The sequence below is a fragment of the Dokdonella aquatica genome, from assembly GCF_051987395.1.
In the GTDB taxonomy this organism is placed as follows: Bacteria; Pseudomonadota; Gammaproteobacteria; order Xanthomonadales; family Rhodanobacteraceae; genus Dokdonella.
The window spans coordinates 403,651-428,481 of the sequence record NZ_CP197094.1 but is presented as its reverse complement, the minus strand read 5'-3'; the positions used below and the strand labels follow the sequence as shown (position 1 = coordinate 428,481).

At 69.2% G+C, this 24,831-nt stretch carries 19 protein-coding genes; 12 read left to right on the top strand and 7 right to left on the bottom strand.

The window, feature by feature from the left end; translation table 11 throughout:
- Window positions 1-29: 29 nt before the first annotated feature.
- On the bottom strand, window positions 30-653 hold the full coding sequence (locus ACQQ2N_RS01780) for a response regulator (RefSeq protein ID WP_440223958.1): 624 nt from the start codon (window positions 651-653) through the stop codon (window positions 30-32).
- Window positions 654-927: 274 nt separating this feature from the next.
- Here ACQQ2N_RS01780 and ACQQ2N_RS01775 point away from each other — a divergent pair, with 274 nt between their 5' ends.
- The 5 genes from ACQQ2N_RS01775 (at window position 928) to dusA (ending at window position 6,092) form a co-directional block, all read left to right on the top strand.
- The gene (locus ACQQ2N_RS01775) at window positions 928-2,052 is read left to right on the top strand and encodes a hypothetical protein (protein WP_440223957.1); all 1,125 of its coding nucleotides are present in this window, start codon (window positions 928-930) and stop codon (window positions 2,050-2,052) included.
- Window positions 2,049-2,963, top strand: coding sequence for an alpha/beta fold hydrolase (locus ACQQ2N_RS01770; protein WP_440223956.1), 915 nt, complete (start codon window positions 2,049-2,051; stop codon window positions 2,961-2,963). Before ACQQ2N_RS01775 ends, ACQQ2N_RS01770 begins: the two co-directional genes overlap by 4 nt.
- Window positions 2,963-3,973 carry an alpha/beta fold hydrolase gene (locus ACQQ2N_RS01765; protein ID WP_440223955.1) on the top strand — a complete coding sequence of 337 codons (1,011 nt, stop codon included), beginning with the start codon at window positions 2,963-2,965 and terminating at the stop codon, window positions 3,971-3,973. The genes ACQQ2N_RS01770 and ACQQ2N_RS01765 overlap by 1 nt, the downstream gene beginning before the upstream one ends.
- A gap of 64 nt (window positions 3,974-4,037) precedes the next feature.
- Window positions 4,038-4,886: a lysophospholipase gene (locus ACQQ2N_RS01760; protein ID WP_440223954.1), complete on the top strand. Its 849-nt coding sequence runs from the start codon at window positions 4,038-4,040 to the stop codon at window positions 4,884-4,886.
- A 240-nt stretch (window positions 4,887-5,126) separates the two neighbouring features.
- Window positions 5,127-6,092: a tRNA dihydrouridine(20/20a) synthase DusA gene (gene dusA, locus ACQQ2N_RS01755; protein ID WP_440223953.1), complete on the top strand. Its 966-nt coding sequence runs from the start codon at window positions 5,127-5,129 to the stop codon at window positions 6,090-6,092.
- A 397-nt stretch (window positions 6,093-6,489) separates the two neighbouring features.
- Here dusA and ACQQ2N_RS01750 read toward each other — a convergent pair whose 3' ends face one another.
- The gene (locus ACQQ2N_RS01750; RefSeq protein WP_440223952.1) at window positions 6,490-7,872 is read right to left on the bottom strand and encodes an OmpP1/FadL family transporter; all 1,383 of its coding nucleotides are present in this window, start codon (window positions 7,870-7,872) and stop codon (window positions 6,490-6,492) included.
- 265 nt (window positions 7,873-8,137) lie between these two features.
- Here ACQQ2N_RS01750 and ACQQ2N_RS01745 point away from each other — a divergent pair, with 265 nt between their 5' ends.
- The gene (locus ACQQ2N_RS01745; protein ID WP_440223951.1) at window positions 8,138-8,695 is read left to right on the top strand and encodes a hypothetical protein; all 558 of its coding nucleotides are present in this window, start codon (window positions 8,138-8,140) and stop codon (window positions 8,693-8,695) included.
- 15 nt (window positions 8,696-8,710) lie between these two features.
- Here ACQQ2N_RS01745 and ACQQ2N_RS01740 read toward each other — a convergent pair whose 3' ends face one another.
- The 5 genes from ACQQ2N_RS01740 to ACQQ2N_RS01720 all read right to left on the bottom strand — a co-directional run bounded on the left by ACQQ2N_RS01740 (window position 8,711) and on the right by ACQQ2N_RS01720 (window position 15,604).
- Window positions 8,711-9,628 (bottom strand): hypothetical protein, encoded by a 918-nt coding sequence (locus ACQQ2N_RS01740; RefSeq protein ID WP_440223950.1) that lies wholly within the window; start codon window positions 9,626-9,628, stop codon window positions 8,711-8,713.
- Between the two features lie 27 nt (window positions 9,629-9,655).
- Entirely contained in the window at window positions 9,656-12,616 is a 2,961-nt protein-coding gene (locus ACQQ2N_RS01735) for a protein kinase domain-containing protein (RefSeq protein WP_440223949.1), read from the bottom strand.
- A gap of 233 nt (window positions 12,617-12,849) precedes the next feature.
- A complete protein-coding gene (locus ACQQ2N_RS01730) occupies window positions 12,850-14,475 on the bottom strand; it encodes a PDZ domain-containing protein (RefSeq protein WP_440223948.1) in 1,626 nt (541 codons plus the stop codon).
- 14 nt (window positions 14,476-14,489) lie between these two features.
- Window positions 14,490-15,053, bottom strand: a complete 564-nt coding sequence (locus tag ACQQ2N_RS01725) for a hypothetical protein (RefSeq protein ID WP_440223947.1) — start codon at window positions 15,051-15,053, stop codon at window positions 14,490-14,492.
- A complete protein-coding gene (locus ACQQ2N_RS01720) occupies window positions 15,023-15,604 on the bottom strand; it encodes an RNA polymerase sigma factor (protein ID WP_440223946.1) in 582 nt (193 codons plus the stop codon). Before ACQQ2N_RS01720 ends, ACQQ2N_RS01725 begins: the two co-directional genes overlap by 31 nt.
- A gap of 492 nt (window positions 15,605-16,096) precedes the next feature.
- On the opposite strand from ACQQ2N_RS01720, the gene ACQQ2N_RS01715 reads away from it, so the two are divergent.
- From ACQQ2N_RS01715 to ACQQ2N_RS01690, 6 genes are all read left to right on the top strand, one after another.
- The gene (locus ACQQ2N_RS01715) at window positions 16,097-18,439 is read left to right on the top strand and encodes a hypothetical protein (protein WP_440223945.1); all 2,343 of its coding nucleotides are present in this window, start codon (window positions 16,097-16,099) and stop codon (window positions 18,437-18,439) included.
- A gap of 227 nt (window positions 18,440-18,666) precedes the next feature.
- A complete protein-coding gene (locus ACQQ2N_RS01710; protein WP_440223944.1) occupies window positions 18,667-19,941 on the top strand; it encodes an efflux RND transporter periplasmic adaptor subunit in 1,275 nt (424 codons plus the stop codon).
- 59 nt (window positions 19,942-20,000) lie between these two features.
- Window positions 20,001-20,735 (top strand): ABC transporter ATP-binding protein, encoded by a 735-nt coding sequence (locus tag ACQQ2N_RS01705; RefSeq protein WP_440223943.1) that lies wholly within the window; start codon window positions 20,001-20,003, stop codon window positions 20,733-20,735.
- An 11-nt stretch (window positions 20,736-20,746) separates the two neighbouring features.
- Window positions 20,747-22,051: an ABC transporter permease gene (locus tag ACQQ2N_RS01700; RefSeq protein ID WP_440223942.1), complete on the top strand. Its 1,305-nt coding sequence runs from the start codon at window positions 20,747-20,749 to the stop codon at window positions 22,049-22,051.
- Window positions 22,052-22,061: 10 nt separating this feature from the next.
- Window positions 22,062-23,273, top strand: a complete 1,212-nt coding sequence (locus tag ACQQ2N_RS01695) for an ABC transporter permease (protein ID WP_440223941.1) — start codon at window positions 22,062-22,064, stop codon at window positions 23,271-23,273.
- A 159-nt stretch (window positions 23,274-23,432) separates the two neighbouring features.
- A complete protein-coding gene (locus ACQQ2N_RS01690) occupies window positions 23,433-24,779 on the top strand; it encodes a sigma-54-dependent transcriptional regulator (RefSeq protein ID WP_440223940.1) in 1,347 nt (448 codons plus the stop codon).
- Window positions 24,780-24,831 lie beyond the last annotated feature (52 nt).

The window sequence follows — 24,831 nt, the reverse complement described above, 5'->3', positions numbered from 1 at the left end:
AAGGACGACAGTGGGGGCGCGTGCGCGTTTCAGGCCGGGAACCGGATCAGGCCGCGCAGCGTGGCGATGCGCAGCGCATCGGTGCGGTTGCGTGCTCCGAGCTTGTCGAACACGTGGCCGAGATGCGACTTGACCGTCTCCAGCCCGATGCCGAGCTCCGATGCGATGCGCTTGTTCTCGAGGCCGCGTGCAGCCGAGTCGAGGATGGCCAATTCGCGATCGGTGAGGTGCTCGTCGCCGACGTGGGTGGCGATGTCGAGGGCGACGTCGGGCGACACGCAGCGGCGCCCCGCGGCGGCCTCGCGGATCGCGTGGGCGAGTTCGTGGCGCGCGGTGCCCTTGAGCAGGTAGCCCGCTGCGCCGAGGGCGAGTGCGTTGCGCGCGTTGACGTCGCCACGCCACGTGGTCAGCACGAGGATGCGGGCGTCGTGGCGCGACGCCTTCATCATGCGCAGCACGTCGAGGCCGGTGACATCGGGCAACTGCAGGTCGAGCAGGGTGACGTCGGGGCGCAGCGTCTCGAACAGGCGCAAGGCCGAGGCGCCGTCCGGGGCCTCGCCGACGAGTTCCATGTCGTGCTCGCTTTCGATGAGCGCACCGATGCCCATGCGCACCAGCGGGTGGTCGTCTACGGCGAGGATCCTGATGCGCATCGCGTCCCCCTGAAGCCCCGGCGTGTTGTACCAGAGGAGATCGCGGCCGCGACAGGCTCTCCTCGACGTCGTGTGGACGGCAGCGCACAAAGCCTCCCCATCGACGCCGGCCACGGTGCGCCGATGATTCCTGCATCGCGGCCGGCCGTGCCTCCCCCGATCGGGGGAGCGGCGGATCCTTCGCACGCGCCTCGCGTCGAGGGTGCTGCAGCGACGACGCTCTGCGGGCGGCATGCACGGCGTCCGGGTGCCGATCCGTCACGGGGAGCCTGCCATGCGCGTCATCCTGTCGTTCGTCATCGCGCTGGTGGTTCCCGCAGCGGCGGCCATGGCTTTCGATGCGCCCGCGCGGCCGACGGTCCGGCGCTTCGCGCTGTTGCCCGCCGACGTGCGGCATCCCGAGAGTCTCGCCGCGGACGCCGGGCGCCGCGTGCTTCATGTGGGCACGTTCGATGCCAGGGTTCCCGAGGCCACGCGCAACAACCGCATCCTGCGCTACGGTTTCGACGGACGGCTGCAGGCCTCACGTACCATGGGTACGAGCCCGCTGACGGGCGTCGCCTCGCATGGCGGCCACGTCTACGTGCTCGACTTCGCGAAGGCCGCACTGATCCGGCTGGCGGCCGACTTCGACGCCGACACGCCGATCGAAACCGTGGCGACGTTCCCCGTGCTGTCGTCGCCGCCGGGTGAACGCGAGGTCGACAACCCCGATGGTTCGAAGGACCGCATCCGCTTCGGCACGAACCGCGTCGCGGCGCTCAACGGCCTCGTGTTCTCGCGCGGCGGCGACGCCTACGTGACCGATTCGTTCCAGGGCGCGCTGTTCGTCGTGCGCGGTGCTGCCGTCTGCACGGCATGCAAAGCCGAGCTCGTGCTGCAGCACCCTCTGCTCGCCACGGCGGCCTTCCTGCCGTTCGGTGCCAACGGTGTCGCGTTCGGCGACGACGGCACGCTCTTCATCAACAACGCCGGCGATGGCCGCGTGCTTCGCCTGACCCTCGCGACGAAGCAGCTCGAGGTGTTCGCCGAAGGCCTGCCCGGCGCCGATGGCCTGCTGTTCCACGACGGTCTGCTGTGGGTCGCCGCGAACCAGGTCGATGCGGTGGTCGCGCTCGACACCGCCGGCAAGCCCGTCGTGCGCGTCGAGGGGTTTGCCGGCATCGACGCCGACGGTGCGCCTGCCGGCCTGCTGTTTCCCGCCGCGACGGCGGTCGTGGGTGACCGCATGGTGGTCGCCAACCTCGCCCTTCCACTGACGCCGACGCCCGGCGACGAGTGGGAGGAGTCGGTCACGCGCTGGAGCCTCGTCGCGTTCGACCTCCCGCGTGCCGCACGCCGCGGCGTCACGCCATCCCCACGCGCCGGCACGGCGCCCTCACGAAAGGATCGCCCATGAGGTACGCGAGGACGTTGGCCCTGCTGCTGTTCGCGATCGGTCTCGCCGCCGCGCCGCACGCGTTCGCGGACGATGCCGTCACGGCGCCGACGCGCCACGTCGAGGTCGAAGGACAACGCATCGCCTGGCGGCGCATCGGCAGCGGGCCGCCGATCGTGCTGGTCAACCGGCTGCGCGGCACGCTCGACACCTGGGATCCGGCGTTCCTCGATGCACTCGCGCGTCGCCAGACGGTAGTCACCGTCGACTATCCGGGTGTCGGCCATTCCGAAGGCGCGCTGCCGACCGACATGGCGAGGGTGTCGGGCTTCATCGGCGCATTCACCGATGCGATCGGGCTCGAGCGCTTCGCGATCCTCGGCTGGTCGTGGGGTGGCCTCGCGGCGCAGGCATGGCTGCTCGACCACCCCGAACGCGTCACGCATGCCGTGCTGCTCGCGACGAACCCGCCCGGTCAGAACGCCGTGCCGATGCAACCGATCTTCCTCGAACGTGCGATGAAGCCTGTCAACGACCTTGCCGACGAGGAGATCCTGTTCTTCGAGCCGGCATCGGAGGAGAGCCGGCGCCAGGCGAAAGCCTCGCGCGAACGCATCCACGCACGCGCCGGCGTGGTCGAGCGCATCCCGTCGACCCCCGAGGCGTTCGAGCCGTACTTTCGCGCGGCGCAGGGCTTCCAAGCCGATGCCGAGAACAGGCGTGGTCGCCTCGAGAAGGTCACGGTGCCGGTTCTCGTCATCGCCGGCGACAATGATCCGAGCACGGCCGGACAGAACTGGTTCCCGCTCATCGACGCGATGCGCTCGGCGCAGTTCGTGTTCTTTTCGGGCACCGGCCATGCGCCTCACCACCAGCATCCCGAGACGGTAGCTGCTTACATCCACGTGTTCACGGGCGCGAGGACGCCGTGATGCCGACGATCGATCCCGACACGCTGCTCGATCCCGCCGATCCGCGACGCCGAAGACTGCTGCTCGGCGGCGTCGCCGCCAGCGTGGCGATCGCCTTGCCGCTCGCGGCGTGCAGCACCGACCGAGGCACACCGACGGTGCCCTCGGCGGTCCTTCCCACCAACCCACCGGAGACGAGCGACATGGGCAAGCTTTTCACTACGAAGGACGGCACGCAGATCTACTACAAGGACTGGGGCAGCGGCCCCGTCGTGTCCTTCAGCCATGGCTGGCCGCTCAGCGCGGACGCGTGGGAGGCGCAGATGTTCCACCTCGCCTCGAACGGCTTCCGCTGCATCGCGCACGACCGCCGCGGACACGGACGCTCGAGCCAGCCCTGGCACGGCAACGAGATGGACACCTACGCCGACGACCTCGCCGAGCTGTTCGCGCATCTCGATGTGAGCGGCGTGACGATGGTCGGCCACTCCACCGGCGGCGGCGAAGTCGCGCGCTACATCGGGCGCCACGGCACCGCACGCGTCGCCAAGGCCGTGCTCGTCGGCGCGGTGCCGCCGATCATGGTCAGGACCGAAGCGAACCCGGGTGGGCTTCCGCTCGGCGTGTTCGACGACTTCCGCAAGGCCTACCTCGCCGATCGCGCGCAATTCTTCCTCGATGTCGCGAGCGGCCCGTTCTACGGCTTCAACCGCCCCGGGGCGAAGGTGTCGCAGGGGCTCATCCAATCGTGGTGGATGCAGGGCATGATGTCGGGGCACAAGAACGCCTACGATTGCATCAAGGCGTTTTCCGAAACCGACTTCACGGCCGACCTCCGGAGGTTCGATGTGCCGACGTTGATCGTCCACGGCGACGACGACCAGATCGTGCCGATCGACGCGTCCGCGCGCGCCGCTGCGAAGCTCGTGCCGCACGCGACGCTCGAGGTCTACGCCGGCGGCACGCACGCTCTCGGCGACACCAGCAAGGACCGCTTGAACGAGGACCTGCTCGCCTTCGCGAGATCCTGATCCACGCATCGCCGGGATCCGGGTGGGCCGGATCCCGGCGCGACGACGCCACCGGAGAGCCGCCATGGACACGCACCACGCGATCACCGCCGAGGAGGCGTTCAACGATGCGAGCGGCGCGCACGTGCTCATGCACGTGTGGCGACCCGCGCAGCCGCGCGCGATCCTCGCGATCTGCCATGGTTTCAATGCACACGGCGGGCAGTACGCACCGGTCGCCGAGCATTTCGCGCAACGCGGCTTCGCCGTCTACGCGCTCGACCTGCGCGGGCGCGGGCGATCCGGCGGCGACCGCTTCTTCGTCGAGCGCATCGACGACTACGTCGCCGACCTTGCCGCGCTGATGCAGTTCGCGAGCGGCCGCGAAGGCGCGCTGCCCGTGTTCCTGCTCGGCCACAGCGCCGGCGGCGTCGTCGCCTGCAGCTACGCGGTCCGCCATCAGGCCGGCCTCGCCGGTCTCGTCTGCGAGAGCTTCGCGTTTCGCGTGCCCGCACCGGCTGCCGTGCTCGGCATCGTGAAGTGGCTCTCGGGCATCCTGCCGAAACTGCCCGTGCTCAAGCTCAAGAACCGCGACTTCTCGCGCGATCCTGCCGCCGTCGCCGCTCTCGACAAGGATCCGCTCATCGCGAACGAAGCGCAGCCGGCGCGCACCGTCGCCGCGATGGTCCGCGGCAACGAAGCCCTGCAGGCCGCGATGCCATCGATCACGCTGCCGCTGCTGATCCTGCACGGCACCGCCGACAAGGTTACCCTCCCCGAAGGCAGCCGCTACTTCCACGCCCACGCGGGCTCCACCGACAAGACCCTCAAGCTCTACGAAGGCCACGCCCACGACCTGCTCGTGGACGTGGGGCGGGAGGAGGTACTCGACGCGATCGGGCGGTGGATGGAGGAGAGGCTGTCCCAAGGTTGAGCGAGCGGCGGCAGCGAGGGCCTGTTCGGCCGTCCACGCTTGGCGACAACGGATGGATCGATCGTGAACGCGGTCCGGTGATCCTTGGGCGATAATGCACTCCGCCGTCCGCGCGGAGCGCCTCCATGGCCACGCGCGGAAGGTGCTCAACCGCCCGATCCGAGAAGCAGCACGATGCAAGGCAGTGAAACCCACTCGCGTGGACATGACATCGAAAGCCCACGCCGAGGTGTGTGGGCAATGTCGGTCGCACCGATGATGGACTGGACTGACCGGAACTGCCGGTACTTCCATCGTCTGTTGTCGCCGCGTGCGCGGCTCTATACCGAAATGGTCACGTCGCCGGCCGTGGTGCATGGCGATCGCGCGCGACTGCTCGGGTTCGATGATTCCGAACATCCGGTCGCGTTGCAACTCGGGGGATCGGAGCCTGCCGAGCTCGCCGAGGCGGCGCGTATCGGCGCGGCGGAGGGTTACGACGAGATCAACCTCAACGTCGGGTGTCCGTCGGATCGCGTGCAGTCGGGGCGGTTCGGGGCGTGCCTCATGCGCGAGCCGTCGCTGGTCGCGGAGTGTTTCGCGGCGATGCGCGAGACGGTGTCGATTCCGGTGACGGTGAAGTGTCGCATCGGCGTGGACGAGCAGGACGAGGATGCGGACCTCACGCGGTTCGTCGACATCGTCGCGGCGGCAGGGTGCACGGTGTTCGTCGTGCATGCGCGCAAGGCCTGGCTGCAGGGGCTGTCGCCGAAGGAGAACCGCGACATTCCGCCGCTCAACTACGGACGCGTCTACCGGCTCAAGCGCGAGCGGCCGACACTGACGATCGCGATCAACGGCGGCATCGACAGCGTCGACGACGTGCGCACGCATCTCGAGCACACGGACGGCGTCATGCTCGGCCGCACGGCGTACCACGAGCCGTATCGCCTGGCCGAGATCGAGCATGCGCTGCATGGCGAGCCGCTGCCGGATCGCGACGACATCGTCGCGCGCATGCGTGGCTATACCGATGCGCACATCGCCGCGGGTGGACGACTTCAGCACATCACGCGCCACATGCTCGGGCTTTACCAGGGCTTGCCGGGCGCGCGTGCATGGCGGCGCGTGTTGAGCGAGAACGCGCATCGCGCGGATGCGGACTGGTCGGTGGTGGAGCGTGCGCTCGAGGCGCGGCGCTCGGCGAGGCTCGAGAGGGCGGCGTGATGTCGGGTCCGTTGGGTCTCGGCTCCGGTGACTTTTCATTGCGCGGCAGCTGACGGGCCGCGCGTGCGTCGTGCCTCCGCCAACAGCGATCATCGGCGTAGGTGCGCAGGTTCACAGGCCCAGTGGTGCGGGGTATCCGCGATATCTCCGAGGCCAAGGGACCGGGCCGTGCTGCCTTGCCGAGGCGCCGTTGCGACACCGCACCCTCATCCGGCCCTTCGGGCCACCTTCTCCCGGAGGGAGAAGGGAAGGAGCGGGCCAGCTTCATGTTGTCGTGCAGTGCGGCTTTGCTGTGACCTTCGACGTGTAAAACCGAGTCCGGGAACGACAACGCCCCGGCGAACCGGGGCGTCGAGGTGAATCGGGCTAGCGACGGCGGAGCGCCGTGCCACCGAGGTCAGAAGTGGTACACGCCCGACAGCACGATCGCGTCGACGCGGTCGGAGAACTCTGCGCCGAGGTCGAGTTGCAGCTTCTCGCCGAGCACGGTGCCGAGGCCGAACGTGTAGTGCGTGTCGTCGGTGTCGAGCGCGGCGTAGCCGTCGTGGTCGGGATCGTCGAATGCGCCGAAGCGCACCGACAGCAGCTTGAGGCCCATCACCGGTGCATCGAACAGGAACGTCTTCTCGGCGCCGACGTGCACGACGGTCTCCTTGCCGAGCGTGTCGACATCGGCGATCTCGCCCTGGAACGAGCCGAACAGGAAGCCCGTCGACGAGCCCGCGGGCAGTTTGCCGTAGTCGACGCGGTCGACCTGCAGCGAGAGCAGCCACGTGTCCGACGGCCGCCAGGCGACGCCGGCCGACAGCACGTCGGGCAGGTTGATCGACTGGCGGCGCTCGACCCAGCCGTCGAGGTCGTCGGAGCACTCCGCGCCGGCGCAGCTCGAGACACTGTAGGCGCTGAGCCGGTTGGTGACCTTGTAGGTGCCGCCCTTCTTGTAGACGAGGCCGGCCGAGACCGTGCCGTTCGGGTTGAACAGCAGGCCGAGGTTCCAGGTGAGGTCGTGGTCGTCACCGTAGACGGCGCTGCCGAGCGTGATCTCGTCTTCGTACGGTCCGGCGCCCGGGAACTGCGCGTCGAGGTCGCGGAAGCCGAACACCGACGAGAACGACGACGACTGGAAGTTGAGCTGCGACTGCTTGATCGATGCGCCGATCGAGAACTTCTCGCCGAGACGGAACGCGCCCGAGATGCCGAACGCCTCCTGCTCGACGTCGACGCTCGACGAGGCGAGGTAGGTATCGCCGAACACCGAATCGAACGAGGCGATCGAGGAGCGCGACTGCAGCTGTCCCGAGTTCTGGTAATACAGCGAGAACACGAAGTGTTCCATCGGGTAGACGAAGCTAAGGAATGAGATCTTCGTGTTGCTGTCGCGGAAGCGGCCGATCGGACCCGGGCCGGTGGCGTCGTAGAGGTTCGCGTCGAGCGCGTTCGGATCGAAGAAGCGCACGTCGTAGTCGGCGTTGCGCACGTGCACCGACACTTCGGGCTTGGTGAGGATGGTCTGGCCGGCGGGGTTGGCCTCGGCCGCCGTGGCATCGTCGGCGACCGCCGCGAACGCACCACCGAGACCGAGCGAGCGCGCGCCGGGCGCGAGCAGGTCGAACGGCACCGCGGAGACGTTGCCGCGGCAGGGCAGCGTGTTCGGGTTGTCGATCGCGAGGAAGAAGTCCGCGCAGGTGGTGCGCGGCGGATCCTGTGCGAAGGCCGACGGCGCGGCGAGGGCGCCGGCAACGGCGAGCGAAAGAAGTGCGAGCGGTTTGAACGATGACATGCAGCCTACTCCCCGGTGTGAAGACACATACGCAAATCGGCTCGGAAGGCTGTCAGGGCGTGGCCCCGGCATCGCTTCCCTGGCACGGCGGCGGTTCCGGTAGAACATGTTAAAAGTTCATAACGGTGCGGATCATAGCGCCGAAACCCGCGGCGTTCGCCAGCCGAAGACGTTCAGGCGCAAAGCGGCGCCCGTCCGTCTCACCAGAACGCCAATCGGCGTAAGATCCCGCCAGCCGCGCCTTCCGGCGCCGAGGAATGCCGCCATGCGCCTGACGACGCTCGCCATCGGATGCCTGCTCGCATGGACCGCGACGGCCACGCATGCGGCCGAGCGCACGCGTGTCGAGGCCGCGCCGGCGGGGACCCTGCAATCGCTGTCGGGCGATGCGAGCGATGCGTTGCGCCGGCGCATCCTCGTGCAGTGCGGGCTCGATGAAGGGCGCGATACCCTGCCGTGGTACTTCCATTTCGAGTACGGCCGCGCGCTGCTGCAGGCCGGCGACGCGCGCCGCGCGGTGCCCGAGCTCGCGCGGGCGGTCGACCTGAACCCCGAGCCGCGTGCCGACAAGCGTCTCTACGGCATGTGGTTCACCGACTACCTGCCGTACTTCCAGCTCGCCGACGCGCATGCGCGCCTCGGCAACTGGCCATGCGCCGACGAGGCGATGCGATCCTCGCACGCACGCGGTGAAGTCGCGATGGGGCGTCTCGATGCCGAGCGCGTGCGCGAGCTTCAGGAGCGCATCGACACGAACCTGCCGCGTGCGGGTGCGTGCCACGCCGATGGCTCGGTCGGCCGGCAGCTCGCCGACGCGCGCTGAGCGCCACCGGGCGCGTCAGCGCCCGCGATAGAAGCGGATGAAGCGCGGCGAATAGAACGCAGGATCGGGTTCGAGCGTCGCATCGAGCTTGCGCGCCTCGTTCGCGGCCTGTCGGGCTGTCGCCTCGATGTCGGCGCCACCTTCACCGAGCTGGGCGAGATTGAATGCCGACGCGGAACGCAGCACGAGCACGTGCCAACGCAGTCTGGGCGTCGAACCCGTGGATGATGCACTCTGCCGGACGACGTCGCCGTAGCGGCCGGCAAGATAGGCGCCGAGCAGCGGCTGCAGCGTCTGCGCGGCGGCCGATGCGGGTGCGCGCACGGGCGGTGCTTCGGTGGGAATCTGTGTCGCCACCGGTGGCGTCTTCTGCGCAGGCGGTGCGGCGGCGACGGGCGGACGTGTCGGCGGTGCTGGTGTTGTCGATGGAGCAGCGGGCCGCTCCTGCACGGTGGCAGGCGTGGCAGGGTTCGTGGTCGCAACCGCGGGTGGCGTCGTCGACGCCGGTGCAGGCGCCGGTGAGGTGCCTGGGCGTGCCGGTGGCGCCTGACTCGCTAGGCGCGTCGCGCAGTCGTTGCGGCCTTGCTGCTGCACGCCGGCGAGCGTGGGTTGTCCCGCGACGAAGCCCGTGTTGGCGGCCTGCTCCCAGTAGCGCAGCGCACCGGCGCAGTCCTCGCGGCGCAGCGCGGCGAGACCGGCGTAATGCTGCGGCGCGTAGACCTCGTAGCGCTGGCCGTACAGGCGCACGCGCGCGGCCGGCTGCGCATTGCCCGCGATCGCGCTGTCCATGAGGCGCGAGACTTCCGCCCAGCGTCCCTCGCTCGCGGCGACGAGGCCGCGGGAGTAGTCGTCCTTCCAGTCCGCCAGGGCAGGCATCGCGAACGCCGCCAGCGCGGACGCCGCGGCGAGAAGGGCGTGGCGACGGGCGCGCATGGCGCGCGGGGCACATCGCGTCATCGGTCAGAGCCCCGCATGACGCACGTACTCGTCGGCGCTGCGCGCGGCGAAGGTCGCACTGGCCTGCGCGCGCTGGCGTGGTTGCACGCGTGCGAACGCCGAGACCGTCTTCGACGATCCGGGGTGGCGCAGCGTCACGTAGTAGCTGCCGGCCGGCAGGGTCAGGCGCAGCGGCGTGGAGCGATCCTCGGGCAGCGTGACCGGGCGGCGTGCGTCGTCGAGTACCTGGTCGACGTAGCCCCACGGCAGGGCATTGATGACGAGCTCGCCGTTCTGCGCGGCGAGCTCGCGTTCGCGTTGTTCGCGCAGCGCGGCGAGGCGCGTGCCGGCCTCGGCCTGCACGGCCTCGAGCGCGGCGCTGGCGCCGAGCGTGGTGCTGCTCGTGCGCGTGATCGCGAGCGCGGCATCGACAGCCTCGATCGAGGTCGCGTCACGCACGTCGGCGGCGAGCACGTCGGCCATCTGCTGCTCGAGCCGTGCCGCGACGGGGCCGGCGTCCTTGCGCAGCGCAACGATCCCGCTGGTGGCGGACTGCGCGGCGGACGCGGTCAGGGGACGCTTCGCGAACGTCGCCGCGACGCGTTGCTCGCGTTCGCGCAGTTGTGTCTCGGCCGTGCGCGCGGCGTCGCGGGCGCGGGTGTCGCGCACGAGCGCGGCGATGCGCGTGTCGTCGGGCAGGGACTTCACCGCCGCATCGGCGAGTGCCGTGGCGGCGTCGAGATCCTCGCGTGCGAGCGCGGCCTCGAGCGCGTCCGCGACGCGTGCGGGAAGGGCGTCGCGCAGTGCGCGTGCCTCGGCGTTGGCAGGATCGCGGCCGAGCAAGGTGTCGATCGTGTCGCGGGCGTTGTCGCGTGCGGGCGGCAGCAGGCGACCCGCGGCGATCGACTGGCGTGCCTGGTTGAGCAGCGAGGCGATCTCGGCGCGCTGTGCACCGAGCTTGTCGCGTGCGGCATCGCGCAGTACGACGGCATCGCGGCGCGTCGCGTCGATGCGCATGACGAGTTCGGCGCGTTCCAGGCTCAGCGCGAAGTCACCGCGGTCGCGGGCCTCGCGCGCCTGCGTGACGAGGCGTTCGACGAGCGTCTTCGCGAAGGCGGCAACCGCGGCGTTGCCTTCCTCGAGTTCGCGCGCCTGGCCGAAGGCTTCGAACGCGTTGTCGCCGGGCGGTTCGACGAGCTTGCCCGCATCGAGCGCGCGCGTGGCCGAGGCGAGCAGGGCGTCGATGCGTTGCTGGCGTGCGGCGGCATCGCGTGCGGTGGCAACACGCGTCTCGAGGTCGCGGTAGGCGGCTTCGGTGCCGAACTCCGCGCGAAGCGCCTCGAGCGCATCCCGCGCGGCATCGGTGTCACTACGGGCGAGGGCGTCGCGCACCCGTGCGAACTCGGCCGTGCTGATCGCCTCGAGGCGGGCCCGCACGGTGGCGTTGCCGGGATCGAGTGCAAGCGCCGAGACGAGCAGCGCGTGCGCACCGCCGCTGCCGGTGCGCTGGCGACGCCGCTCGGCTTCCTCGGCCTTGCGCAGGTACTCGCCGACCAGCTGGGTGCGTGCACGCGACTCGCGCTCGTCGGCGACGCGCTTGACCAGCGCGACCACGCCGGCGTCGTCGGGATCGACAAGCAAGGCCTGGTTGCCGCGCTCGGCGGCCGTGTCCATGTCGCCGGTGGCGAGTGCGCGCTCGCCCTGTTCGCGCAGCAGCGTAGCGATGCGTGCGACGAGTTCGAGCGCGCGCGCATTGCCGGGATCCTTCTGCAGCACCTTCTGGACGTCCTCGAAGGCGTTCTCGCCGGGTGGCGCGAGCAGCGCGCCGCTCGCGACGAAGCCGTCGGCCTGGCGCAGCAGCGTGCGCACGAAGTACTGCTCGTCGTCGCTGAGCGTGTGCGGGCGCAGGCTCAGCCACAGCGCGAGGGCGATGACGACGGCGGCGAGCGCGGCACCCGCACCGACGAGCACGCGCGGACGCTGCCATGCGGATCGCACGCGTGTGGTGCGCGCACCGAGTGCGGGATCGGTGCGTGGCATGCGCAGCAGGTCGAGCGCGAAATCGCTGTCGCCGCCGGTGACCTCGCCCGAGAAGCCGAGCGCGCGCAGGCGCTCGGAGGTGCTCGCCGCGGTGACGTTGCCGAGTCGCGCGACGAGCACGTCGTTGCCGACGACGAGGCCGCGCAGCGCGCGCACGAAATCCTGCAGGTTCGCGAAGCGCTGCTTCGGATCCTTGGCGAGCATGCGGTCGAACACGGGCTGCAGCGCGACGAGGTCCGCCGGCAGCGGCGGTGGCGGCTGCAGCGCGTGGCCCATCAGCACGGCCATCGGCGTGTCGCCGACGAACGGCGGCTTGCCGGTCAGCAGCTCGTAGAACAGGATGCCGAGCGCATACTGGTCGGAGCGGCCGTCGGTCTCGCGGCCGCTGGCCTGTTCCGGGCTCATGTAGGTCGGCGTGCCGAGCACGAGGCCGGTCTGGGTGATGCGCGAGGCCATCACGTCGGACTGCTTGGCGATGCCGAAGTCAGTCAATACCGGTGTCGCCGAGTCGCGGAACATCACGTTGGACGGCTTCAGGTCGCGGTGCACGACGCCGTTGCGGTGCGCGAACTCGAGGCCGTTGGCGAGCTGCACGACGATGCCGATCGCCTCGCCGAGCGAGAGGCCGTCGCGCATGCGGTCCGACAGCGTGCCGCCCTCGAGGAACTCCATCGAGATGTAGGCGATGTCCTCGCGCGTGACGATGTCGTAGACGGCGACGATGTTCCGGTGCGGAAGCTTCGCCATCGTGCGGCCTTCGAGCAGGAAGCGCCGCTCGAACTCGGGCATCGGTCCGCTGCCCGTGCGCAATTCCCGGCGCATGACCTTGATCGCGACCTTGCGGTCCAGCGAGTGCTGGATCGCGAGGTACACGGTCGCCATGCCCCCTTCGCCGAGTTCGCGGAGCAACTCGTAGCCAGGGATGTCCTGGAATGTGCCGCCCATTGCCCCATCCTGCCCGGTGCGCGGCCGGACTCGCCGGGGGACGCGGGCGGTGCCGGCGCGACGCGGGCCGGCTCGTGGGTATCAGGGGGAACCGCGTCGAACGCGGCTACCGCGGACAGCGAGGGGCGACGTGGGGACGCAGGTGCCGCCGCATCGGGCGAGCCGACAGGCTTGGCCCGATCATAGCAAAGCAACGTGGCCGCGGAGCCTGCGCACTGTGGCCACGCGCGGCGTCAGTAACGCTGGAGCGAAGGACCTGGCATGGATACCGGAGCCTGGGGGAATCCCTGCAACGATTGCATGCCCGTCGTGGGAGGAGAGCCGTTGAATTCCGGCATCGGTTTCCAGAACTTCGTGTCGCTGACCTGCAGGATCGGCATGTCGCCGAGGCGACGCGACTCCGTGTACACCTCGCCGACATGGCCGGCGAAGGTCGCGAACTCACCGAGGCGATAGCTCTCCTTGGGGAACGGCGTCTCCGGACAGGCCAGAAACTCCTTGCCGCCGCGTGCCACGTAGATGGGCTTGCCGTCACCCCTGAGCTCGTAGGTCATCACGCGCAGGCAGGTCGCATCACCGACACCGAGGTGGCCTTTCACGCGACCTCCCCAGAGCGCGATCGAACCGAGGCGATCGCCTTCCAGCGCCATGCGTGGCGTGGGCATGTTCGCATCCTTAGGGGCGAGCGGGGCCGAGGCATCGGGCGGACTCGGTGGCTTCGGTGCCGCAGGCGGTGCGGCGGGCGCGGGCGGTGCCTCCGGTGCCACGGCGGACGGTGGCGCAGGCGGCAGGGGTGGCAACGGCGGCTGAGGTGCCAGCGTGGCCGAGAACATCGAGGTGTATTCGGGCACCTTCACCTCGAGCGCGAGGGCCTTGCGCTCGCGCAGGAGGTCGAGCGTGACCTCGCTGCCCTTCGGGTGTGCGCGCAATGCACGCAGCGCGTCCTCGGGACGCTCGACCTGTTCGCCACCGACTTTCCGGATCACGTCGCCGGCCTTGAGGCCTGCAGCCGTACCGTCCCTGGTCGACAGCACGAGCACGCCGCGGTCGGCACCGAAGTAATGGCCGAGCTCGGGATTCAGCGACGCGAGGTTGATGCCCCACCACGACGAGTCGCGTGCGGCATCGATGCGCGAGATCTCGACGCGGCGGATCGCGCGCTGTGCATCGGCCAGCGCGCGTCCGGCATCGGCTTCCGCACGCGCGGTCGCGTGGCGGGCCTCGATCACGTGCCCCTGCGCGTCGGCATCGGCTTCGGCGAGTGCGCGCGCGGCCTCGACGTTGGCGTCGACGTCGACGAACAGGCGCGGCCAGTTCTGCGCCTCGCGGCGCTGTGCCTTGAGCGTGACGGCCTTGCCGGGCTTGCCGTCGCGCAGGTAGCCGATGCGCACGTCCTGGCCGTCCCTGAGGTCGCCGAGGCGCGTGCGTGCATCGACGAGCGCGGCATCGGTCGCTCCCTTCGCGAGGGCCTTGCCGTCGATCTCGGTGATCACGTCGCCACTGCGCAGGCCCGCGCGCTCGGCCGGGCTGTCGGGCGTGAGCGCGTCGATGCGCGCGCCCTGCGGCGTGGCCGAGAGCACGACGCCGACCATCGCGCGATCGGGATCGTTGAGGTAGCGGAACGCGTACGCACGCGGACCGGTGTCGCCGAGCTTCACCGACAGCTCGGCCATGCGCCTGGACAGGTCGCCGATCTGCGTGCGCAGCTCACCGAGTTCCTTGCGCGCGGCCGCGGCCTGCACCTCGTCGAGCGGAGCCGGTGACGGTTTCGCACCCGGCTCGGCACGTGGCGCGGGATCGGCGGCCCATGCGGCCGGCAGGGCGGCGAGCAAGGCGAGGGACAGAAGGGTCTTGGTCATGATGCACTCCTTTGTCAGAGCGTGGTGGAGCGGTGCCACGCGGCACCATCTGCGGCGAGGGTGGCCGGCACGCTGCGCGTGACGGCGAGGTCTTCGAGCAGGGCGACGCGCTGCCGCCAAAGCGGCAAGGCTTCGGCATCGTCACGCGCGGCCGAGAGCTGCATGTCGACGAGGCCGACGAGGTCCTCGAGTTCGGCGGTCGCCATGAGCGTGTGGGCATCGTGCGGTGACTGCTCCGACAGCACGGCCAGCCATTGTTCGAGCTGGCGCGAGCGGTCGCGCAGCACGCCCACTTCGGAAGCTGCCGGCACGTGGGCGGCCGTCGGCGTGCCCGGAACGTCCTCCGGAGCATCGCCGCGCGGCAGCAGCAGCGGCACGAGTGCGACGAGGGCGAGGGACGCGGCGATCGCGAACACGCGCGAGGGTCGCGCGCGCCGACGAGGCATGCTGCCGGCGCGCGCGGCCGCCAGCACGGGCCACAGGTCGGACGGCGGTTCGACGCTCGGCAACGCGCGCAGCGCCGCACCGAGTCCGTCGTCGTGCGGGCTCATGCGGTCAGCGGGATCGGTGCGGGACATGCGGGTACCTCCTCGGCGCCGAGCAGTTCGCGCAGTCGCGCGGTGCCTCGGGCCAGTTGCGATTTCGAGAAGCTCGTGGACTTGCCGGTCAGGCCGGCGATTTCGGGATGCGTGTAGCCTTCGACGTGGTAGAGCCAGATCACGCTGCGCGTCAGTGCGGGCAGGGTAGCGAGCGCGGCGTCGAGTCCGCGTGCCTCCGCCCACTGCCACGGTGCGACCTGCTCGTGCGCGGGTTCCTCGGCGTCGTCGAGTGCGTCGATGTCGTGGCCACGATCGCGGCGCAGGCGCATCAGGGCCTCGTTGAGGACGATCTGGCGGATCCATCCCCAGAACGGCGATTCGCCGCGGAACTGCCCCACACGCTCGAACACGCGCAGCATCGCATCGTGCACGACCTCTCGCGCGTCCTCCGCGTTGCCGCACAGTCGCTGTGCGAGGGTCCAGGCCGGACGTTCGAACAGCCTGTACACCTGTTCGAGTGCACGCATGTCGCCGCGGCGCGCGCCGGCGATCACGGTGTCGGGGACCTGGAGGCAGAAGCTGCTGTTCACGTCGGAAGAGGATGCATCACGACGCCGAACGGTCGCAGGCCCCTGCCGATCGGCTGAGGGTGCCGTCGAGCAGTGACCCAACGCGGTCCGGCGACGCGTCGCCGTGGGTCATTTTCGCCCGGCTTCCGGGAAGGGCCGGCCGGGTGGATGAATTGCGCAGATTCTGTGGACATCGATCCGCCGCGGCGTATGATCCCTCTGCGTTCGAAGTTGTAGAGAAGGGGAGTTCTCGTCGCGGCCGTCAGGCCGTCCACATCGATTGCAGTCATGTTCGGGGGTCATATGCGGAAGCTGGCGATGCCGTTGTCGCTGCTGTGTGCTGTGTCCATTCCAGCCGCAGCTCAGGAAGTCCTCGATTGTCGTGCCTTGGCCAACAGTCCGTTGGCCGAGCCTCATGGTTACAACACCCAGTGTTCGTCCGGAGTCCAGGCCCCGGAGGCGGTTTGGCCACTCGCGCCCCATGCGCCGACCGATACCGCGTTCAAGTACAACATGCGTGCCGACGGCACGACGGTGCAAGGCCTTTTCAGCTACGTGCTGAACGCATTCGCCACGCACACATTGGTCGGTGATCCCGGCGGCCAGTTCTATTCCTGGGATTTCGATCCCACGGGTTCGACGCTGTACGCGATCCAGACACCTGCGTCGGGCTCCTCGCTGTTCGGCACCGTCAACACGACCACGGGCGCGTTCACGCAGATCGCTGCAGTGACCGGACTCACCTCGGGGGACACGCCGACCGGCCTGTCGATCGACCCCGTCACGGGTGCCGCCTTCGTGTCGAGCGCCAACGGCCTCTACACGTTCAACCTCGCCACGGGCGCAGCGACGGCTGTCGGCACCTTCGGCATCTCCGCAGGCATCATGATCGACATCGCGATCAACTGCGACGGCGAGCTGTATGGCCATGACATCGGCACCGACTCGCTCTACCGCATCGATCGTGCAACCGGTGCACCGACACTGGTCGGACCCCACGGCCTCGCGGCGAACTTCGCGCAGGGCATGGACTTCGACAACAACGACGGCTCGCTCTACGCCGCGATCTACACGGGCGGCGGTACCTATACCTACGGCACGTTCAACCTCGCCACGGGCGCGGTGACGCCGCTCAGCACGAACACCCCATCGGGTGAATGGGAGCTCGCGATCCCGACCACGTGCGGACCGGTCGTGCCGCCGTCGGAAGTGGAGCCCAACGACAGCAAGGCCCAGGCGAACACGCTGCAGCTGCCGGGCACGAACCGCACGGGCGTCATGACCGGCACGTCGATATCGGCCACCGGCGAAGGCATCGACACGTTCCTCGTCAAGGCGACCGCGCAGGCTCCGGGCTTCTACCGCCATCGGCTGCTCGTGACGAGCACGACGCCGGGCCACACCATCTCGATCCGCGGCCTCACCCAGAGCGCCGGCGTGATCGCGGCAACGAGTGACACGGCCGTGCAGACGGGCGTGACGACGCCGGCGCGCTACGTGCAGTGGTACACCAACGGCACGGCATCGGATCTCTACGTGCGCGTGACGGGTACGGCGACGACGACGGCGCCCTACCAGCTCGACTACGAGGTCGAGCCGGTCACGCCGATCATCGGCCCGACGGGCGTCTCCCCCGGCAGCGTCACGATTACCAGCGTGGGCCAGACCACGGTCGACACCGACCTCTGGCTCTACAACGGTGCGCGTGCCGCGATCGTCGATGCGGGCAACGACGATACGACCGCGTCGGTGAGCCAGTCGACGTTGACGCGAACGCTCGACCCGGGCGTGTACTACGTCGCGGTCAGCAACTGGAACGTCGCCAACAATCTGGCCAGCCCGGCGGACGACGCATACCGCAGTGGTCCGGTGGTCGACTTCCCAGGTGTCGTGGTCGGCTCCAGCACCAGCACCACGGTGACCGACGTGGACCTCACGATCGGCGGCACGGCGGTCACGGTGGCTCGCAACGGCGTCTTCGACGTCAAGTTCGTGCGCTTCTCGGTGGGCGTGTACGAGGTCGAGCCGAACGACAACAAGGCGCAGGCGAATGCCGTCGTGCTTCCCGCGGTCAACGGCACCAACGTGGTCTCCGGCAACACGACAGCGGCGACCGGTGCCGGTCTCGACTACTTCCGCGTGACCACCGCGGCGCAGTCGACGCCGGGCTTCTACCGTCATCGCCTGCTCGTCGTGTCCGACACGGTGGGCCACGCGCTGACGCTGCGCGGACTCACCCAGGCCACGGGCGTGATCAACGCGACGAGCGATGCCGAGGTCCAGGCGGCTTCGGCAACGACGACGCCGGCACGCTTCATCCAGTGGTACACGAGCGAGGTGCCGGCCGACGTCTACGTCCGCGTCGGCGGTGGCGCGGCGACCACGGCCGACTACCGCCTCGATTACGAGGTGACGCCGGTGACCGAGATCGCAGGTCCGGATACGGCAGGCGGCGAGCTGACCGTCACCACGGTCGGCCAGACCACCACCGACACGGATCTGTGGATCTACAACGGCGCACGGTCGGCGGTTCCGGACTACGGCAACGACGACATCACCGGTGGATCGCAGTCGCGCCTGGTCCGCACGTATGCGGCAGGGACGTACTACGTCGCGGTCAGCAACTGGAACCTCGCCAACAACCTCGGCAGTCCGGCGGATGATTCGTACAGGTCCGGCAACGTGCTCGATTTCCCGGGCGCGATCGTGAACAGCAGCACGACCGCGAACCTGTCCGTGAACACGAGCATCGCGGGCACCGCGGTGCCCGCGACGCGCGCGGGTCCGTACGATGTGGTGTTCATCCGTTTCACGGCAGCAGACGCCGACACGATCTTCCGTAACGGCTTCGACTGACGCCGCGACGCAGGGTCTCTGGAACGGGGTGGCTTCGGCCACCCCGTTTTTTTGTCCGGACACTCGGTGGACACGCCTGTCCGCCGCGTGTCCGTGCGACCGGTCGGACACGTGTCCGCGTGCGGCATGGCGCGGAATGATCATTGGAATCAGCCTGTTGCGATGTGGCACGGTGCTTGCTGAAACGTCTCCGGGGAGGTCGCGCCGTGCGGCCCGTGGAGATTCCGATGATTCGCGACACTTCCGCTCAGGACCGCCAGATCAAGCTCGCGCCGCAGCGCGGCAAGCGCTGGCTCAAGATCGGTGTGGGTGTGCTCGCGGTGGTCGTGGCCGGCGCGCTCGTGATCCCGACCGCGGCACGCCTGTTCTCGGCTGATTCGTCGGCGAGCACGAGCCGCCTGCGCATCGCCGAGGTCAAGCGCGGCACGCTCACGCGTGACGTCTCGGTGCAGGGACGCGTCGTCGCCGCGGTCGCGCCGACGCTGTACGCGACCAGCGCGGGCACGGTCACGCTCATGGTCAACGCGGGTGACAAGGTCGCCAAGGGCGACGTGCTCGCGGAAGTGTCCAGCCCGGAGCTCGACAACAAGCTGCAGCAGGAGCAGGCCACGCGCGAGAGCCTCGAGATCGACGTGCAGCGCGCCGACCTCGACCACCGCAAGCAGCAGCTCGCCGCGAAGAAGCTGCTCGACCAGGCCCTCGTCGATCGCCAGACCGCGCAGCGCGAAGTCGAGCGCACGGACAAGGCCTACCGCGCCGGCGCGATGTCGGAGATCGAACTGCTGCGTACCAAGGACGCGCTGGCCAAGGCCGACATCACGGTCGTCAACGCCGAGGCCGACATGAAGCTCGACATCGAGAGCCTCGCGTTCGAGCTCAAGAGCAAGCGCCTCGCGCTCGAGCGCCAGCGCTTCCTCGCCGCCGACCTCGAGCGCCAGGTCGAGGAGCTCAAGGTGCGTTCGCCGGTCGACGGCCAGGTCGGCCAGCTGCTCGTGCAGCAGCGCAACAACGTCGCCGCGAACGCGCCGATCCTCAGCGTCGTCGACCTGACCGCGCTCGAGATCGAGGTGCAGGTTCCGGAAGTGTTCGCGCACGACCTCGCGATCGGCATGGGCGCGGAGATCCGCGACAACTCGGGCGCCTACGTCGGCGAAATCAGCGCGGTGTCGCCCGAGGTCATCGACGGCCAGGTCACGGGCCGCATCCGCTTCGCCGACAAGAAGCCGGCCGGCCTGCGCCAGAACCAGCGCCTGACCACGCGCATCCTCATGGACGAACACCCGGACGTGCTTATGGTCGAGCGCGGTCCGTTCGTCGACACCGGCGCAGGCCGCGTCGCCTACGTCGTGCGCGGCGACGTCGCCGAGCGCACCGCGATCCAGGTCGGCGCGACCAGCCTCAACGCGGTCGAGATCGTCTCCGGCGTCAAGGAAGGCGACCGCATCGTGATCTCCGGCACCGACCAGTTCAACGGCGTGCAGCGCGTCGCGCTGTCGCGCTGAGCGTATCCGAACACCTTTCCTTCCTCGCACGAACACCACCTCCCGAGAGGCGAACCCCGATGTTGAAGATGACCCACCTGCAGAAGGTCTACCGCACCCACCTCATCGAGACGCACGCGCTGCGTGATTTCTCGATCCACGTGCGCGAGGGCGAGTTCGTCGCGGTGACCGGCCCGTCGGGCTCGGGCAAGACCACGTTCCTCAACATCGCCGGGCTGCTCGAGGAGTTCACGGGCGGCGAGTTCAGGCTCGACGGCGTCGATGTCGCCGGCCTCGACGACAACGCGCGCTCGAAGCTGCGCAACGAGAAGATCGGCTTCATCTTCCAGAGCTTCAACCTGATCCCCGACCTCAACCTGTTCGACAACGTCGACGTGCCGTTGCGCTACCGCGGATTCGCCGCGGCCGACCGCAAGAAGCGCATCGAGGAATCGTTGTCTCGCGTCGGCCTCGCCTCGCGCATGAAGCACTACCCGTCGGAGCTCTCGGGCGGCCAGCAGCAGCGCGTCGCGATCGCACGTGCGCTGGCCGGCAGTCCGCGCCTGCTCATGGCCGACGAGCCGACCGGCAACCTCGACTCGCTGATGGCGCGCGGCGTCATGGAACTGCTCGAGGAGGTCAACCGCCAGGGCACGACGATCATCATGGTCACCCACGATCCCGAGCTCGCCGCACGCGCGCAGCGCAACGTGCACGTGATCGACGGCCAGGTCACCGACTTCGACGAAGCGCCGAAGCTGCGCGACCCGGGCGCGCCGTCGCGTGGTGCCGAAGCGGTCGCGGCCAACGGCTGAGGACGACGACGATGTTCACCTACTACCTGCAGCTCGGCATCCGCAGCCTGCGGCGCAACCCGATCCTGACCCTGCTCATGGTGATCGGCATCGCGCTCGGCATCGCCGCAAGCATGACCACGCTGACCGTCATGTACCTGATGGGCAGCGACCCGATTCCGTGGAAGAGCGACAAGCTGTTCTACGTGCAGCTCGACAACTGGGGCGTCGACGACGCGTTCTACGACGACGGCCGTCCGCCCGACCAGGTCACCTACCGCGATGCCAAGGCGCTCATGGAGGCCGGCAAGGCCGACAAGCAGAGCGCGATGTTCAAGCTCAACCTGCCGGTGCAGCCCGAGAATGCTGAGATCAAGCCGTTCCAGTCGCTCGGTCGCGTCGCCTACTCGGACTTCTTCGGCATGTTCGAGCCCGAGTTCGCGTTCGGTGGCCCGTGGGATCGCCGCCAGGACGCCGAGCACGCGCGTGTCGTGGTGCTCGGCAAGGACCTCAACGAGACGCTGTTCGGTGGCGCCGACAGCGTCGGCCGCACGGTGCGCCTGAGCGGCACGGACTACACGATCGTCGGCGTGCTCGCCGAGTGGAACCTGCGGGCCAAGTACTACGACCTCACCAACGGTGCGTTCAACGATCCCGACGAGTTCTTCATGCCGTACACGACGGCGATGGACCTGCGCCAGCGTTCGACCGGCAACAACAGCTGCTTCCGCTCGCCCGGCGACGGCTGGGACTCGTACCTCGACTCGGATTGCGTCTGGCAGCAGTTCTGGGTGCAGCTCGACTCGCCCGAGCGCGTCGCCGAGTACAAGGGCTTCCTCGATTCCTACGTCAACGAGCAGAAGAAGCTCGGCCGCTTCGAGCGTCCGCTCAACAACCGCCTGTCCGACGTCAACACGTGGATGGCCGACCAGCGCGTCGTCTCGCGCGACGTCGAGGTGCAGACCGGCCTCGCGTTCGCGTTCCTCGCGGTGTGCCTCGTCAACACGATCGGCCTGCTGCTCGCGAAGTTCTCGCGCAAGGCCGGCGAGATCGGCCTGCGACGCGCACTCGGTGCGAGCCGGCGCGACGTGTTCGCGCAGTACATCATCGAGTCGGGCGTGGTCGGTCTCACCGGCGGCGTGCTGGGCTTGCTGCTCACGGGACTCGGCCTCATCGGGGTGCGCGCGCTGTACTCGCAGTACAAGACCGTGGCGCAGCTCGACTGGACCATGGTGCTGCTGACCGTCGTGCTCGCGATCGTCGCCGCGATCATCGCCGGCCTCTACCCGACCTGGCGTGCCTGCCGCGTGCAGCCCGCCGCGCAACTGAAGATCTGAGGACACATCGATGGAAATCCGTCCGATTTTCTCTGCGCTCATGCGCAGCAAGGTGTCGATGGTGCTGATCGGCCTGCAGGTCGCGTTGACGCTCGCGATCGTCTGCAATGCACTGTTCATCATCAGCCAGCGCCTCGAGCAGATGAATCGCCCGAGCGGCATGAACGAGGCCGACACCTTCACGTTCGGCAGCACGGGGTTCGGCCAGGGCTTCGACGCGTTCGCGACGCAGGCCGCCGACCTCGCGCTGCTGCGCCAGATGCCCGGTGTCGCCGCCGCGGCGCCGACCAACTCGATGCCGCTGAGCGGCGGTGGCTGGAGCACCGGCGTCAGCCTGCAGCCGCAGCAGAAGACGCCGACCACGAGCACGACGATCTACATCGTCGACTCGCACGCGATCGACGCCTTCGACACGCAGCTCGTCGCGGGCCGCGCGTTCAAGCCCGAGGAGATCGAGCGCAAGGACTTCGGCGACCGCCTGCAGCCGCGCGTGGTGATCGTCTCGAAGGCGCTCGGCGACGCGTTGTTCCCGAACGGCGACGCGCTCGGCAAGGAGGTCTACCTAGGCGAGGGTCCGCCGACCGCGACGATCGTCGGTGTCGTCGACCGCCTGCAGCAGCCGTGGACCAACAGCGACACGATCGAGAATGCGATGCTCGTGCCGGCCTTCATGCCGTATGGAACGTCGACGCGCTACCTCGTGCGCACGGAGCCGGGTCGTCGCGACGAGGTCATGAAGGAGGTCGAGCTCAAACTCGCCGAGGCCAACACGGGACGCATCATCGGCCGCATGCGCTCGATGGAGGAGACACGCCGCAACGCCTATTCGCAGGATCGTGCGATGGCGATCATCCTCGGTGTCGTGATCGTCGCGCTGCTCGGCATCACCGCGCTCGGCATCGTCGGCATGGCGAGTTTCTGGGTCGCCCAGCGCACGCGCCAGATCGGCACGCGCCGCGCGCTCGGCGCGACCAAGGCCGACATCCTGCGCTACTTCCAGACCGAGAACTTCATCATCACGACGTTCGGCCTGGTCCTCGGCGCCATCCTCGCCTATGGCTTCAGCCTGTGGCTCATGGATCGGTACCAGTCGCCGCGCCTGCCGTGGCATTACGTGCCGATCGGGTTCCTGTGCCTGTGGGCGCTCGGCCAGCTCGCGGTCCTCGGTCCGGCGTTGCGAGCCTCGCGCGTTCCCCCGGCCGTGGCGACGCGCGCCGTGTGACCACGGATTCCGTCGGCGGTGGTGGCGGCGCTATGCTCGCCGCCACCGTCGCGGGCTTCCGGTGATCCCCGACGATCTTTTTTCATCCACCCAGGCAACCGTTCGCCGTCGCGCTGCATCCAAGCGCACATGCGTCGATGCCCCTCTCCCGCGAAGCCCATGCGCACCGTACTGGTGATCGACGACAACCCCGCGGTCGGTACCGCGCTCGACATCCTGTTCGGGCTGCGCGACATCCGCACGCTCACGGCGGGCTCGCCCGAAGAAGGCCTCGCGATCCTCGCGCGCGAGCGCATCGACCTCGTCGTGCAGGACATGAACTTCACCGCCGACACGACCTCGGGCGAGGAGGGCATCGCGCTCTACCGTGCGATCCGAGCCGACCATCCCGACCTGCCGATCGTCCTGCTGACGGCGTGGACGCGCCTCGAGACCGCGGTCGAGCTGGTCAAGGCCGGCGCCGCCGATTACCTCGGCAAGCCGTGGGACGACAACAAGCTGCTCGCCTCGGTCGAGAACCTGCTCGAGCTCTCGGAGGCGACCCGCGAGGTCTCGCGCTACCGCGACGAGCGTCGCCGTCGTCGCCGTCAGCTCGATGACCGCTACGACCTGCGCGGCATCGTGTTCGCCTCGTCGGCGACCGAACGCGTCGTCGAACTCGCCTGCCAAGTCGCACGTGCCGACGTGCCCGTGCTGATCACGGGGCCGAACGGCGCGGGCAAGGAGCGCATCGCCGAGATCGTGCAGGCCAACTCGGCGCGCCGCGAAGGGCCGTTCGTGACCGTCAACTGCGGCGCGCTGCCGTCCGAACTCATCGAGGCCGAACTCTTCGGCGCCGAGCCCGGCGCCTACACCGGCGCACCGAACCGCGCGCGCGAGGGCCGCTTCGAGGCCGCCGATGGCGGCACGCTGTTCCTCGACGAGATCGGCAACCTGCCGCTGGCTGGGCAGATGAAGCTGCTGCGCGTGCTCGAGACCGGCCAGTTCGAACGCCTGGGTTCCAGCAAGACGCGCCACGTGAAGGTGCGCGTGATCAGCGCGACCAATGCCGACCTCGCCGCGGGCATCCGCGAAGGACGCTTCCGCGAGGATCTCTACTACCGGCTCAACGTGATCGAGCTGCGCCTGCCGCCGCTGGCCGAACGCAGCGACGACATCCTGCCGCTGGCCGAGCATTTCCTGCAGGGACGCGCGACGCTCGACGCCGGCGCGCGTGCCGCGCTCGCCGCGCACGCGTGGCCCGGCAACGTGCGCGAACTCAAGAATGCGATCGAGCGCGCCAGCCTGCTGTGCAGCGACAGCGTCGTCACCGCGCGCGACCTCGGCCTCGGTCCGCCGCGCATGGCGAGCGGTCGCGTCGCACCGGATGCCGAACCCGACCGCGAGATGATCGAGGGCGCGCTGTCTCGTGCGCGCGGCGTGATCAGCCAGGCCGCGTCGGAGCTCGGCCTGTCGAGGCAGGCGCTGTACCGCCGCATGGAAAAGATGGGCATCGCGGCGAACTGAGGCGTCGTCGCGTTCACGCGCACGGCGCGTCGGCGCCGCATCTCGGGCAGAA

What these genes read in the sequence shown, in the direction of transcription:
- ACQQ2N_RS01780 (WP_440223958.1), bottom strand. Translation starts at nt 653, where the DNA reads ATGCGCATCAGGATCCTCGCCGTAGACGACCACCCGCTGGTGCGCATG.
- ACQQ2N_RS01775 (WP_440223957.1), top strand. Translation starts at nt 928, where the DNA reads ATGCGCGTCATCCTGTCGTTCGTCATCGCGCTGGTGGTTCCCGCAGCG.
- ACQQ2N_RS01770 (WP_440223956.1), top strand. Translation starts at nt 2,049, where the DNA reads ATGAGGTACGCGAGGACGTTGGCCCTGCTGCTGTTCGCGATCGGTCTC.
- ACQQ2N_RS01765 (WP_440223955.1), top strand. Translation starts at nt 2,963, where the DNA reads ATGCCGACGATCGATCCCGACACGCTGCTCGATCCCGCCGATCCGCGA.
- ACQQ2N_RS01760 (WP_440223954.1), top strand. Translation starts at nt 4,038, where the DNA reads ATGGACACGCACCACGCGATCACCGCCGAGGAGGCGTTCAACGATGCG.
- dusA (WP_440223953.1), top strand. Translation starts at nt 5,127, where the DNA reads ATGTCGGTCGCACCGATGATGGACTGGACTGACCGGAACTGCCGGTAC.
- ACQQ2N_RS01750 (WP_440223952.1), bottom strand. Translation starts at nt 7,872, where the DNA reads ATGTCATCGTTCAAACCGCTCGCACTTCTTTCGCTCGCCGTTGCCGGC.
- ACQQ2N_RS01745 (WP_440223951.1), top strand. Translation starts at nt 8,138, where the DNA reads ATGCGCCTGACGACGCTCGCCATCGGATGCCTGCTCGCATGGACCGCG.
- ACQQ2N_RS01740 (WP_440223950.1), bottom strand. Translation starts at nt 9,628, where the DNA reads ATGCGCGCCCGTCGCCACGCCCTTCTCGCCGCGGCGTCCGCGCTGGCG.
- ACQQ2N_RS01735 (WP_440223949.1), bottom strand. Translation starts at nt 12,616, where the DNA reads ATGGGCGGCACATTCCAGGACATCCCTGGCTACGAGTTGCTCCGCGAA.
- ACQQ2N_RS01730 (WP_440223948.1), bottom strand. Translation starts at nt 14,475, where the DNA reads ATGACCAAGACCCTTCTGTCCCTCGCCTTGCTCGCCGCCCTGCCGGCC.
- ACQQ2N_RS01725 (WP_440223947.1), bottom strand. Translation starts at nt 15,053, where the DNA reads ATGTCCCGCACCGATCCCGCTGACCGCATGAGCCCGCACGACGACGGA.
- ACQQ2N_RS01715 (WP_440223945.1), top strand. Translation starts at nt 16,097, where the DNA reads ATGCGTGCCGACGGCACGACGGTGCAAGGCCTTTTCAGCTACGTGCTG.
- ACQQ2N_RS01710 (WP_440223944.1), top strand. Translation starts at nt 18,667, where the DNA reads ATGATTCGCGACACTTCCGCTCAGGACCGCCAGATCAAGCTCGCGCCG.
- ACQQ2N_RS01705 (WP_440223943.1), top strand. Translation starts at nt 20,001, where the DNA reads ATGTTGAAGATGACCCACCTGCAGAAGGTCTACCGCACCCACCTCATC.
- ACQQ2N_RS01700 (WP_440223942.1), top strand. Translation starts at nt 20,747, where the DNA reads ATGTTCACCTACTACCTGCAGCTCGGCATCCGCAGCCTGCGGCGCAAC.
- ACQQ2N_RS01695 (WP_440223941.1), top strand. Translation starts at nt 22,062, where the DNA reads ATGGAAATCCGTCCGATTTTCTCTGCGCTCATGCGCAGCAAGGTGTCG.
- ACQQ2N_RS01690 (WP_440223940.1), top strand. Translation starts at nt 23,433, where the DNA reads ATGCGCACCGTACTGGTGATCGACGACAACCCCGCGGTCGGTACCGCG.